Origin of the sequence: Thalassotalea agarivorans, assembly GCF_030295955.1 — a bacterium.
Lineage (GTDB): Bacteria > Pseudomonadota > Gammaproteobacteria > Enterobacterales > Alteromonadaceae > Thalassotalea_D > Thalassotalea_D agarivorans.
This window is the reverse complement of record NZ_AP027363.1, coordinates 2,075,844-2,089,971: the sequence shown is the minus strand read 5'-3', so window position 1 is coordinate 2,089,971 and position 14,128 is coordinate 2,075,844. Positions and strand designations below refer to the sequence as shown.

At 40.4% G+C, this 14,128-nt stretch carries 7 protein-coding genes; 5 read left to right on the top strand and 2 right to left on the bottom strand.

Annotation, left to right across the window (positions count from 1 at the left end; genetic code table 11):
• Window positions 1-20: 20 nt before the first annotated feature.
• On the bottom strand, window positions 21-1,676 hold the full coding sequence (locus tag QUD85_RS09645) for an FG-GAP repeat domain-containing protein (protein ID WP_177168854.1): 1,656 nt from the start codon (window positions 1,674-1,676) through the stop codon (window positions 21-23).
• 150 nt (window positions 1,677-1,826) lie between these two features.
• Window positions 1,827-3,731: a sulfatase family protein gene (locus tag QUD85_RS09640; protein ID WP_093328359.1), complete on the bottom strand. Its 1,905-nt coding sequence runs from the start codon at window positions 3,729-3,731 to the stop codon at window positions 1,827-1,829.
• 418 nt (window positions 3,732-4,149) lie between these two features.
• On the opposite strand from QUD85_RS09640, the gene QUD85_RS09635 reads away from it, so the two are divergent.
• From QUD85_RS09635 to QUD85_RS09615, 5 genes are all read left to right on the top strand, one after another.
• Window positions 4,150-7,095 carry a TonB-dependent receptor gene (locus QUD85_RS09635; RefSeq protein ID WP_177168855.1) on the top strand — a complete coding sequence of 982 codons (2,946 nt, stop codon included), beginning with the start codon at window positions 4,150-4,152 and terminating at the stop codon, window positions 7,093-7,095.
• A 193-nt stretch (window positions 7,096-7,288) separates the two neighbouring features.
• Window positions 7,289-9,760 carry a sugar-binding domain-containing protein gene (locus tag QUD85_RS09630; RefSeq protein WP_093328362.1) on the top strand — a complete coding sequence of 824 codons (2,472 nt, stop codon included), beginning with the start codon at window positions 7,289-7,291 and terminating at the stop codon, window positions 9,758-9,760.
• A 170-nt stretch (window positions 9,761-9,930) separates the two neighbouring features.
• Window positions 9,931-10,935 (top strand): LacI family DNA-binding transcriptional regulator, encoded by a 1,005-nt coding sequence (locus QUD85_RS09625; protein ID WP_093328363.1) that lies wholly within the window; start codon window positions 9,931-9,933, stop codon window positions 10,933-10,935.
• A 22-nt stretch (window positions 10,936-10,957) separates the two neighbouring features.
• Window positions 10,958-12,325 carry an MFS transporter gene (locus QUD85_RS09620; RefSeq protein ID WP_093328365.1) on the top strand — a complete coding sequence of 456 codons (1,368 nt, stop codon included), beginning with the start codon at window positions 10,958-10,960 and terminating at the stop codon, window positions 12,323-12,325.
• Window positions 12,326-12,439: 114 nt separating this feature from the next.
• Window positions 12,440-14,125: a right-handed parallel beta-helix repeat-containing protein gene (locus QUD85_RS09615; protein ID WP_093328366.1), complete on the top strand. Its 1,686-nt coding sequence runs from the start codon at window positions 12,440-12,442 to the stop codon at window positions 14,123-14,125.
• Window positions 14,126-14,128 lie beyond the last annotated feature (3 nt).

The following is a 14,128-nucleotide window of genomic DNA, read 5'->3' as shown; positions in this document are numbered from 1 at the left end:
AGTGCAGTTAATTATAACACCTATTCGCTATGAGCTGGTTGATATCCAACGACTTTCTTTTGATTCTGGTACAAGGTGTATGTTTGATTTGCTTTCAACTTGTCAAAGGTAACGATTTGGTTGTTGCCATAATCTATTTCGACATCGCATTGGCTGCTACTGCCAATTGAAAATATCAATGGCGCTCCATGCCAGTATGGTTCTCGCATTAGCGTTGTATCGTTACAGGCAACTTTCATGAGCACATTAACGGCGTATAAATTGGGAAAAGAAGCTCTTGGATATAAGGTGAGAAAATTGCCTTTGGCTTTCGATTGATTAACGAGCACCGCGACCGACTTTTTAAATTGTTTACCCGCGCCGCCAATGATCACATCATACATACTGTCGTTATTTATGTCGGTTATCCAAATAGCATTTGCTTCCCAAGAAAAGCTTTTAAAAATACGCTTAAAATCACCGTTGCCTAGATTTTCATATATTTCTGTTTCTCGTTTTCTTGGATTGTTTAGAACAAAATCAGGATCTTTATCTAGGTCAAAATCAACAGCAAAAGCACGAATAGCATAAGGTGCTCGCCTTGAAATAAATTTGGATAGACCATTTCGTTTTTCTATAAATCCAGTAGGGGAGTTGATAAAAAGGCCACCATTGTCGCCTGCCATAAGTACGTCTTGTCGACCATCTAAGTTAATATCACCGACGTAAATAATCAGCGCATTGTCTGGCAGTTTAAGGCGCTTGTTGGCCTTTACGTATCCATTTGGCGTATAAGCCAATACAGTTGAATGGTATTCGCCGCCATAACTACCAGCGCCATTGATCAGTATATCCGTGTGTCCGTCATGATTGAGATCGAGCGGTGCTTGGTGGTTATATAATTGCTTGCGATACACTTGCGCATGAACAAGATAATTGATGGTTAGAAATCGATTTTTACTACTCGCCTTTTTCCGTTTAGCGGCAAAGTCTTGGTAGTCTGTTGGAAGATCAGATATTTGTGCTGTTTGCGGTGTTTTGTCGCGTTTAAAACGTTGTTCACTAGGAATATAAAGCCATTTGCCTTTGCGACCGCCATCGATGTCTAAGAAACCATCTTGATTAAAATCTGTCAGTTGATTAAACCGTGAAAGAGGCCTCAATGTGTGTTGCGTCTTTCGCTCAAATGCTTGCCCTTGCAGGTTAAACAAGTAGGGGGCTTTTGCTTCATCTGATAGGCCAGCAATATCCAAAAAGCCGTCACCATTAAAGTCGAAAAATTCGGGGTTGTCATCGGCACCAGGTAAACGTATTTGTGGGAATGGTTTAAAGGAAAGTGCGCCTTTTTGTTGCAAAAGGTTGGTCAATAGCTTTCCACCAGGTTTCCCGTGATGTGACAGGTACAGATCAATGTCGCCGTCATTATCATAGTCAAAGCCATTGACGCCCCATGGCCACCAACCATGCGATTTGAACTTGCCTCCTTGGCGTTCAAGTTCATCATCAAACCACTGAGAAATAATGGCATTAATTTCTTGTTCAACGAGTAAGTTTCTTTCTAATCTTAGCCCTCCAATCGCATTGCTATTATTCGTGTTTACAATGCTATCGGGTTTATTGTCGTCAAATGCACGTAGGCTTGCATAACTCGCTAGTAAGATCGCAATAAGAGCGACGAAAGATGCATTTAATTTCAAATTCAAACTCAACAAGTATTGAAACAGGTTTATATAGTTTAGTTCAAATTTAATGAGAATTATCTGCGAGGAGAAGGAAATCCCGCGTAAAAATAGATCTCAAAACTAGGGATGAAAAAGATCATATTTCAACGCGGAATAAATCTATTGTTAACCTGCGGTTAGGTAAGTCCAGCGGTTTGTTAACCAAACATGCATTTTATTGTTCTGTCTGTTGTCACTTTTTTCAGGGATTTTGATAGCTTTAGATCTTACGAATTTGACTTGCCTTTGTTCTTTCAACAGTGTGGCGATGTTTAACAGCTCAACTTTTTCTAATGGCTTTTGTGCTTGCGCATACACGTCGTAAAATGTTTGTGTAATGTCTTCATTACCTACCATAGAAATAAATTCAATTGCTCGCCCTTTTACCGCAATACTGTTCGAGCGGCTAAGCAAGTTTTTCACCTGAGGCAACAGCCCTTTTGCTTTATCACCAAAACTTGTGGCACTAATAAGCGCTCTATAGGCAAAGTCACTGTTATTACTATTTAAGTACTGCACTAATTCGTCTTGGGCCTCAGCAAAAGAGAGTAATTGCAGGTCAGCTATATCCGACATAGAAATTAAGTCTTGATGATGTTGCTGCCCAAAGTCATAAGGTGTTTTTGAAAAGGTTTCTGCAACAACGCGAGATTCAGCCATAAAGCCTAAATCTGGGTAGGTCGACTGATGTTTCTTCAATAGCTCACGCATTTTTTTGAGCTGATTCTGGTATTGCGCGGAAGTTGCTAGATTGTTTGTTTCATAAGGGTCTGTTTGTAAATCGTAAAGTGCTTCAGCGGTTTTAGGTTCGAAAAACGCTGATTGTTGCTGATTTAGTTCACCCGATTGATAAAGATCTCGCCATTGTTTGTAGGCTTGTTGCTTGTATCGATAGTAGTTTTCTAATCCATCTGGATAATACGGCTGGTAATGGCGCACATACTTAAATTTACCTTTACGAACACTTCTGACGAAATCCGATTTTTCGTCGAATCTGTCAGCTTGCGCATATACCTCGTCTCTTTTGTTAAGCTCCTTAAGCGATATGCTTTCACTCAAAAACGCTTTACCAGGATAGTGCTGCGCCTTATCTATGCCCGCAAGTGTTAAAATTGTAGGGGCGAAATCAATAAAACTAACTATCCCATCTACGTGTGTGTTGCCGCTAGTCAGACTCGCATCAACCAAATGCGTAAAATTCTTAGGAATTCTTACTACAAGAGGCACGCTTAACCCGGTTTCAAAAACATAGCCTTTACTGCGAGGTAACACACCACCGTGGTCACCAAAGTAGAATATGAAAGTATTCTCTAGCTCTCCATCTTGCTGCAGTTTGGCTAGTAGTTGTGTGATTTGAGCGTTAGCTTTTAAATGATTATCTAACGATCTGGCATAGGTATATTTTAATAGTTCAGTATCAGGAAGGTAAGGTGGAAGTTCAATATCGCTCGGATTGTGACGCGTTTTCTGCTTAGTTACAGCTTTTTCAGGGAAATGGAGTTTTCCTTCATGGGTAATGCCGAACGTTTGCACGTGAAAAAACGGCTGGCCTGTTTCTCTACCTCGCCAATCTGATTTATTTGATAACGCGTCCCAGAATTCTTGATCACCAAGAAAGTTATAATCAGTCTTCACGTTGTTTGACGTAAAATAACCATGTTCTGACAGTACTTTGCTTACCGGTACAATACTGGCTGGAAGCTTGACCCTTTCCAGTCCTCTGTGATTGTTGGTGCCTAATTCTGTACCGTAAAAGCCTGTTGCTAACGTTGTTCTAGCAGTTGAGCATACTGGCGAATTGGCAAAGGCATTTTCAAATACTAAGCCCTGCTTTGCTAGGGCTTCAATAGCCGGCATTGAAGCGCCTTGTTCGTCATATAGTTTAAGAAAATGCTTCGAGTTGTCCTCAGAGATGATCCACAAAATATTTGGCTGCTTTGTATTAGAGGCGATTGCCTGGTTACTAATTAACAAAATCGCTACGGTTAGTATAAGAGAAATATAGTATGTTGTTCGTTGCATGCTCATCATGTGGTGATGCCTAAATATCTAGTTATGTGCTTATGTACTTATCATTTGCCAGTTAAGTACTAAATAAAACGGTGCAAAAGCGAATGGTTTGCTTGCTTTGTTTGTGTATCTTATTTTCAACATTATCACAACAATAGGAAAAACGTTATCCTAAAATTTTGAATTTTTTTAATGTTTTTAAATTGGCTAAATAAAAACATATAAAAACAACAACTTAAGTTGTAAATTAGATGCTATTACATAGTGTGCAAACTAGAATAAATGAGATTTATCGATAAACATTGTTGAATGTTTATTATTCAGGTGGTAACGTTGTCCCTAGTAGAAGTGGATGCTTTTACGATCGCAGGAAATATTTACAAGAATAAATCAAAACTCAAAAACAATAAGTATATGTGACGAAACCTGGCGGGGAATTATGAACAAGTCCAAAATTAGTTTAGCTCTCTTAGCGGCATTATCTGTGCAATTACCATCGATTGCGTTCGCTGCAGAATCAGAAGAAGCTGAAATCCAAAAGCCTCAATCGGCAAAAGAAAAAGAAGCTGCTAAAGAAGCTGAAAAAAAGAAAGCTGAAATTGAAGTCATTACTGTAGGTGGTATGCGTTCAAGTGAAGTTGCGGCCATCAACATGAAAAAGTTTGCAAATAGCATTTCTGACAACTTATCAGCTGAAGAAATTGGTGTGTTGCCTGACCAAAGTATCGCCGAATCGTTAGAGCGTTTGACAGGTGTAACAGGTAACCAAGATAACGGCCGTAGTAATACCGTTTCTGTTCGTGGTATGGGTGGTGCATATACGTTAACCACATTAAATAACCGTGAGGTAGTAAGTTCATTCGGTTCTCGCTCAGTTAACTTAAGTTTGTATCCATCAGCAAGTATTCGTAGAGCACAAGTATACAAGACAGCTAGGGCAGATGGTTTAGAAGGTGGTATCTCTGGTCATGTAAACATGGAGACGTTTAAACCTCTGGAAGTTGACAAGAATGTGAGAACGTTCTCAGCAACAGTTAACAGTAACTCTTTGTACAAAGATATTACCGAAGGCGACAAATATGGTACCAATATCGATGGTATGATTAGCCAGCATATCGGTGATGATTTTGCTTTTTCTGTCGGCGCAGCATTTCGTGATGACATTCGTTACCTAGAAGGCATCAAAAATGGCGATAAAGTGGTTGGTAATCATGCATGGTTACCAGACAGAAATGGTGATGGAGTTGGTGAATACGCAAGTACAGCATCGGTATTGAACTCAAAGAAATTTACCATTGAACAAGATGCTATCTTTGCAGCTGCGCAGTGGCAATTAACTGATGATTTGTTAATTTCTGCTGACTACCTAACGTCTGAATACGATTATAAACAAAATGTACTTACCTTATCGGTTCCAACCTTTTGGGGCGTTGATTGGTTAGTGCCTCAAGACGAAGTTGACGTATCAGACGATAACTTTTTAATGAGTGGTGTTGTTCGCAAGCCTGGCGGTGGTATGGGTAAGTGGGACGGCAGCGTTCTAAATAACGATAAAACGGATGTGTTTGGTATCAACTTTGCCTATCAAATTACGGAAGACTTTAGAGCCGAGCTTGATATTGCGCACTCGGCGGCAGATCGTTTTTACAGTTACAGAACCGCGTCAGGTAACATAGACGACGCGGCTGATCATTACATTGCGTTTGACGCTAATACGTCAAACTATGGCCTTTACTATTTGGGTGCTGACTTTACTGGTACAGCCTATGATCCGGATCGTAATGCTATCAATCAACGTATTTTGGAAAACAACTTGGGCGATCCAAGCAACTTTGATTTTCATAGTGTTAATAATAGCCAAAACTTCATGGAAAGCGCGGTATCAGCGGTTAAGTTAGACTTTATCTGGGATGTCGATTTAGGACCACTACATCAGATTAAATTTGGTTATAGACGTTCTCAAAACACAAAAGATCATCTTGATGATAGCGAAAAGTATAGTAAGAACCCTAAAAACCGTACGATGACGGATGAAGAATGGGCAGATGCGTTTGGTCACCTCGACTTCAACGCGTTAGCGACCAAGCTGAAAGACGAGAACTACAGAAAGCTTGAGTATATTCAGGGCTTTAGTGATTTATACTATGTAGATGTTGGTGACATCATTGGTTCAATGCCTGAATTTTTTGCTAACAGAACAATTTCTGACGAAGATAGATTCGCAAGCTATGAGTTGGAAGAAAATACTGATGCAGCCTATGTACAACTCGCCTTCGCAGGTGACTACTACAACGGTACATTCGGTTTACGCTATTACTCAACAGAGCTTGAATCAACAAGTTACCAAAGTGAATTCATCGTTCAAGAAAAAATCAACGATGAAACAGGGGAACCAATTCCTGGTACATTCCAGCTAATAGTTGGTGAAGGTGCTGACTTTGTTACTAGTACGCACGACTATTCAGGCGTATTACCATCGCTTAATGTGAACATCATTCCTGCAGATGAATTCTTTATTAGAATTGGTGCTGGTCAAGCAATGATTCGTCCAAGTTTGGGTGATGTGAACAATGCATTGAAACTGAAAAGTAACAGTGACCAAGAATTCGATACTGAAGTTAATTTGCAATCTAAGACGCTTGCCGATGCAGGTAACCCATACTTAGATCCTATTATCTCAAATCAAGTAGATGTCTCATTTGAATACTATCCTACACAGTGGGATTACTATGCGATTGCAGGATTCTATAAAGATTTAGATGGTTTGTATCAAACGGGTGCTAACTATATTCCTGTAGAGGGTGCAGTGGATAGCGAAGGCTACCCAATTTCTATGCCGGTTACCTCTGAGGTTAAAGGCGAAGGCGGTAATGTTAAAGGTTGGGAATTCTCTTTCCGTCAAGATCTAGGTTTTATTTCAGATTATCTTAAAGGTCTAGCGTTATCGGGTAACTACATGGACTTTTTCCATGGTGCTCATCAGGATTACAATATTCGTAACCCAGGCGACAACCCATTAACCATCCCTACGGAAATTTGGTATCAACCTTTAGGTTGGATCGATAGCACCTATAACGTTGCGTTAACTTATGATATTGGCAAAAGTTTCTCTGCACGTATTAACTTGAACCAACAAAGCTACCAAGCAACGCGTGACGGACAAAGCTACTTTACGCAATGGCCAAGTAAAAACTTGAGCATGAATATTCGATACAAGATTATTCCAAGCGTTACTGTCTTTGCCCAAGCAAGTAACTTACTTGATGAAACTCAAACTAAAGGGTATCTATCAGGTGACCATCTAGGCTTTGCTGCAACAGATTTTGTTGCCCAACAAAGTGCTCGTGGTATTAGCTACTATGCTGGTGTACGCGTTAATTTCTAACGCGAAATGACTCGGTGGGAATAATTTCCCACCGGTTTTATCTTCAAGCTCTTTAGAATGTTCCCGTTTTCTCTAGAGCTTTTTTAAGGCCCTTTTCTTGGTATACGTCAGTTACCAACGCAGTAAATTGCTACACAATCGGGTATTTCGATTTATCGCAGTACCTGCAAATAACAGCAAATAAGAATGAAATATGTTTAATAAAATCATCGTAAAGCTTTTTTTTCTTTTAGTGGTAACGTTGCCACTCCAAGCTACAAGTAAATCAACTTTTATTGACTCTGAAACTGTTCGCACGAAATCAAATATCGATTTTGATTGGAAGTTCAAATTAGGTGACGCAGAAAACGCGAATTTACCTAAATATGATGATAGCGAATGGCGACAACTTAACTTACCGCACGATTGGTCAATAGAAGGAAAATATGATGAAAATCATCCTGCAGGGATTGCGGGGGGCTTTTTGCCAACGGGTACTGGTTGGTATCGCAAACACATAGAGTGGCAATCTCAATGGCAAGACAAGGCGGTATTTATAGAGTTTGATGGCGTCTATATGAATAGTGAAGTTTGGATAAATGGTCACTATTTGGGTAAGCGTCCTTATGGTTACATAAGTTTTAGCTATGACATTTCAGACTATCTTGTACAGGGCGACAATATAATTGCCGTTAAGGTAGATAATAGCTTAGCACCGAGCGGCCGTTGGTATACGGGCTCTGGTATTTATAGACATGTATGGCTCACTACGGTTAACAAAATTCATATTCCTAAAGATGGTGTTTTTGTTAGAAGTGAAAACGTAGATAAAGAATCTGCGGCGGTGAATGTGTCTACCGAAATTTTTAATGACAGCGATAAAAACCAACGCTTTGTTCTGCAGACGGATGTATTAGATGCTGAGCATCGCAGAGTTGCTTCAACGTCATCTGATATTATTGTTGCTGCTGGCAAAACAGAAACAGTTGAGCAACTAACCACGGTTCAAGTTCCACAATTGTGGTCTCCTAATTCACCTTACTTGTATACAGTGCAATCCACCGTATTAAGTGGTGACAATATTGTTGATCTTAAACGAACAAAAACAGGTTTTAGAAGTATAGAATTTACGGCGGACAAAGGGTTCTTGTTAAATGGTCAAGCAGTCGAGTTGCAAGGCATAAGCATGCATCACGATGCTGGTCCAGTAGGCGCTGCCGTACCTGAAGATGAGCTTGAATACCGCCTGAAAATGTTAAAAGAAATGGGTGTTAATGCCATTAGAACAACGCATAACCCATTTTCTCCTGAGTTCTATCGTATGGCTGATGAAATGGGCTTTATGGTAATGAATGAAGCATTTGATGGTTGGTGGCAAGCAAAAGCGAAATATGACTATGGTTTATATTTTGATAAATGGTGGCAAAAAGATTTAACCGACTTTATGCGTCGCGATCGTAACCATCCAAGTATCATTATGTGGTCGGTAGGAAACGAAGTACCTAACTATACGCCAGAGCAACAAAAAATTATGGTGGATTTTGCTAAGTCTATAGATGATACAAGACCTATCACTCAAGGTAGAGGTTATGCAGGCGGGCACTTAACCATTGCTGGTTTCAATGGCCATGGCGAGTTTAAAGGGGCGATTCAAAAATTCCATCGTAAAAACCCTAATACGCCTGTAATTGGTACCGAAATGACGCATACCATTCATACCAGAGGTGTTTACAGAACAAAAACTAGCTACCGAGTACGCGATTTTCCTGCGCCGTGGGAAAAGCACGAGCCAATGAAAAAATGGAATCGTATTAAAAGCAAAGTATATAAAATTCCAAATTTAACGGAAAACGAAGTCTTTCCGGATGTACCAACGGCGTATGGTTCATCGTTTGATAACTCTGTGGTAAGAATGCCAATTCGTGATGAAATTAAACTAGCGCGCAAGTTGCCTTATCTATTGGGTACGTTTCGGTGGACAGCATTTGATTACTTAGGTGAATCATTTGGCTGGCCAGCAAGAACGGCGAACTTTGGTGTCATTGATTTGGCAGGTTTTGAAAAAGGGCCTTACTACCTGTATCAAAGTCAATGGTCGACTGAGCCAATGGTCCACCTAGACCCGCATTGGACACATCACGGTAAAGAGGGCACGGTAATCCCCGTTGTTGTATACACCAATCAACAATCGGCAGAGCTGTTTTTAAATGGTGAATCGTTGGGCGAGAAAACTATGACTGACGATATGCAACTGGTTTGGTTGGTGCCTTATCAGCCAGGTGAACTTAAAGTTGTGGCGAAGAGCAACGGCAAAACGATAGTAACAAAGGCGTTAAATACAGCGCAGAAAGCGCATGCTGTGTCGATAACTGCAAACAGAGAGAGTGTAACGGCTAATCAACGTGACATTGTACGTTTAACCTTAGAAATTGTTGATGAAAAAGGTGTGATGTTGCCAGAAGCCGATCATCGATTTGAAATTGAAGTCAGTGGTCCTGCAACCCTGCTAGGTGTTGAAAATGGTGACATACTCGATCTTGAACCTCATAAAGCTAGAAATAGAAAAGCGTTTATGGGTAAAGCCCTTGCCTTGATTCAGACAACTGACATGCCCGGTGACATAGTTGTCACCGTGAAAAGTAAAGACTTATCACAAGATACAGTCGTTATATCAAGTAGCAAATAACTGGGTTGTCTTAGCCTTGGTACTTTAGTGGTATAAAGCATTTAAAGAGCTATCATGGCTGGTAAAAGGGAAATAATAATGGTAACGTTGACATTATTAATTTCCCTATAATCATCAGGGCTTTAATCATTTAATTGTTTGAGCTTGTCTCGGGCATTCAAGGAAAACTTATGGTAACTATTAAGGACGTTGCCCGCGTTGCTGGCGTATCTACTTCAACCGTATCTCGCGTAGTGAGAAAACAAGGCAAGGTTGGCAAAGCATGCCGTGCTAGAGTGCAAAAGGTCATCGATGACTTAGGGTATAAACCTAATATTAATGCGCAAGCTTTGGTCAGTAAAAAATCAGACTCTCTTGGTATCGTTATTCCGCAAGTTTCCATGCCTTTTTTCGGTGCGCTGGCACGCGGGGCAGAAGAATCTACTAAAGATAATCATTTTAAAGTCCTCATTAGTAATGCGTTAGCCGACGAACAAGCGGAATTAGATGCTATTGATTCATTATTGCAACATCGTTGTACCGCAATCGTCTTTCATAGTATTCATTGCTCAAACGAACAGTTGATAGAGTTAGCTGAAAAAATCCCTGGTTTGGTATTTATCAATCGTTTGATTCCACAGCTAGCACATCGCTGCGTATGGTTGGATAATAATTTAGGTGCGCAAGAAGCAACCAAATTTTTACTAGCTAATGGCCATGAGAACATTGCTGTTGTCACCCGTGAAGATCAAAACCCAGATGCAATCGTTAGGTTAGAAGGTATTCGAACAGCACTTTCAACAGCAGGGTTTCCGCTAAATGAAGACCTACTGGTCGGTGCGCAAACTGCTGATATGGATGGTGGTAGAGGTGCTGTTAAAGCGTTACTTGCGCGCAAACATACGTTTTCTGCATTGCTTGTATATAACGACAATATGGCGGTAGGTGCAGTACATGAGCTTAGCGCCAATGGATTAAAAGTGCCAGAAGATGTGTCAGTTATTGGTTTTGATGATTTATTGATTGCAAAGGCTTGTTTGCCGCAGTTAACAACGATGCATTACCCGATTGAAGAAATGGCGCAATACGCAGCAAACTTAGCGATAGAACTATCGGAAAATCAAAAGGAAGCGGGAAGAACACATTTGTTTATTCCGCATTTAGTCACGCGCGATTCTGTGATCAAGCTGGCTTGATCCAAAAAAAGACCAGAACAGATTGAGCAATACCACAGAAACAACAGCGATACCGTCTCTTAAGCAAAAGCTAGCTTTAGGCTGCGGTATATTTGCGTTGTTTTATATGGAGAAGGCGGCCGAAATTCTTGCCATCCCATTTTATCAAATGACGCTTGGCGTCGACCCTGTACTGTTTAATTTCGCCCTTATGGTGCCACTCTTTGTATCTACTATATTATCACCTGTAGTGGGTAAACTTTCTGATAATTGTGAAAGCCGCTTCGGTAGACGTAAACCGTTTATTTTTGCCTTTGCTATCTTATCTGCTGTGCTGTTTGGCTTAATATGGATGGTTCCTCAGGATTGGACGTCAACCAGTCAATTTTCTTATTTTTTGTGCTTATCTGTGCTCTTTCATTGTTGTGTGTGTTTCTACAATGTGCCGTTAACTTCGCTGAGTTATGAAATTACGTCTGACCATGAGCAACGCATCAAGGTCATGGAAATCAATAGTTATTTTATCAAACTGGCCTCTTTTTCTAGCCAGTGGCTTTACCCGTTGGCTGCACTCGCTTTGTTTGGCAGTATTTACTTGGGTGTAAAAGTTGTTGGATGGTCTGTAGCTATATTTATTATTACCCTCATGGGTATCATTCCTGCCTTAGTTATTCCGGATAGAAAAGTAGACTTGAACAAAAGTGACGACATTAAAACATCAATGCTCACTACGTTTAAGCAAATCATAGAAGTCCCTCTGATGAAACTTGTATGTCTTATCATCTTTCTGCAAGTCGGTATTGCTGCTTATGCCGCTAAAATGGACTACTATGTGCTAGTCTATCTTATGTTTGAAGGTGATATTGCACAGGGCACGGTATGGAAAGCTGTATTATCTACCGCCTATGCTATTTCGGCGGCAATCTACATCCCTATCGTTTCGCTGCTATCTCGTCGCTATGGCAAGTTAAATGCCTTACAAGTTATCTTTGTATTAACCGCTATCGGCGGCATTGTAAAATGGTTCATTTACGAAAAAGGCAATACTTGGTTAATTATCTTAGACCCCATTTTTTGTTCTGCCATTTGGAGTTCAATGACGATTATCATTCCTGCGTTAATAGCCCAGGCCAGTGACAATGACGAAAAGCATAAAACTACAGGCAGAGCGGGTGGTTTTGCAGCGCTGCATCATATGGTTTTAACCTTTTCGATTGTGTTTGCATTACTAATAACAGGCTTGAGTTTAAATGGTATTGGTTTTGATGCTAATTTAGGAGCCGCTCAACCACTAGACGCACTGTATTGCATGAAGATTATACTTTCTCTTGGCACAGTTATTCCTGCCTTAATCGCTTTGTTTTTAATTGCTCGGTACCGTGAAAAGTATCAGCATTTACACCTTCATTAATTACTAAATAAATCGATAATAGGGTATTTTTGTTAAATTTGGGAAAACGTTTTCCTTTTTGTTTTTGATTGTGTAGAATCTGTTAAAAATGCATAAAAATAAAACGACAAATTCATGTATATACGACAGCTAGTAGCGCTCTTAGTTATCACTTTTTCGATATCTGTCGATGCAACAAATTATTATATTAATAGTCAGCAGGGCAGTGATGATAATCTCGGCACAGAACCAAGCCAGCCTTGGCAATCACTTGCTCGGTTAACTTCGGCAAAAATTTCTGCAGGCGATCAGATTCTGCTTGCAGCGGGTCAAACATTTAAAGGCTCTATTAGCCTCTATAACGTTTCTGGCACTATCGAAAAGCCTATTGTTATCTCTTCCTATGAGACTACATCTTCAGCGACTCCTGCGACAATCAATGCTAAAGGCGAGTTTGCTGGAATTTTATTGGCTGATAGCGATCATATTATTGTCGAAAACCTATCAATAACCGCAAACGGTGGTGGCGATATTGTTTTGCCTGCTCAATTATTAAAAAAGATGAGAAAGGCCAAAAAGCCTAACATGCGAGTTGGTATAGCCGTAATTACAAGTGACGCAGGTGAATACGCTCAGATTCACATGAATAAAGTCAAAGTAACCAACATCTATGCCAAAGATGAAGGTTATCAGCGTTCTTATCAAGAAACAGTAACGGCTAATGGAACCGAAGCATACGGCTTTGGTATTTACTTTATCAGTCTGCCACAAACGCTACTGACGAATATTTCAGTCTCTAATAGCCAAGTACAAGCGGTAGGGCATACAGGTATTAAGTTTAGTGGTAAACGAAATATCACTAATGTGTTGCTTGATAACAATCGCGTTATCCATACTGGCGGTCCCGGCATGCAAATGGGCGGTGTCGCTGGTGCAAAGGTCAAACATAATATCGTAGATAGCTCTGGCAGCGCGCAAGACAGTCGAAATTGGGCGCGAGGTAGCGGAATGTGGACCTGGGGTAGTGACAATATTATTGTCGAGCACAATCAATTTTTAAACGCTAATGGGCCGGGAGATTCAGCCGGTTTTCATATCGATTTCAACTGCAGTAATGTGATTGTTCAATACAACCTTTCGGCTAACAATGCTGGTGGCTTTATCGAAATACTGGGTAATAACTTTAACAATACCTACCGATACAACGTCAGCGTTAACGACGGTCATCGTGTTAAGGAAAAAGGCGTTGCCTTTCAAGAGGGTAAAACGTTTTGGTTTAGCGGCTTTGTCGGTTCAGAAAAAATCGGTAATAAGCGAAAGCCACGTAAAAGGCATGGTCCCTACAATAGCTACATATACAACAACACCATTTTTGTTGATAGCGAAATCACGGCAAAAATAGCTGTCACAAAAGTTGCGGAAGGCGCGCTTATTGCAAACAACATCTTTCATATTATGGGCGACAGTCAGCTAGTCAAAGGCGATCAGTATGTACCAGAAAGTGACAAAGATGATGTCAATTTAAAACACTTTATCTTTGAAAATAACCTTTATCTTAAGCAAGGTAACTGGCCTAAAGAAGTACTTGTACAAGATGCTAGCCCGATATACGGCAATGCAAACTTTGTCAATCCAGGCGGGCTTAACCTTAAAGATTACACACCGCAAAACATTGCCTTGATAAAAGATAAAGGCATAAACATTCCGCGCATTCCGAATGACTCGACAGGACTTATTGTCGGACTGCAGTCTCCTCATGATGTTTTAGGCAACCCTATAAAGGGATTGCCCGACATTGGTGCCATAGAACTACAAGAATAGGCC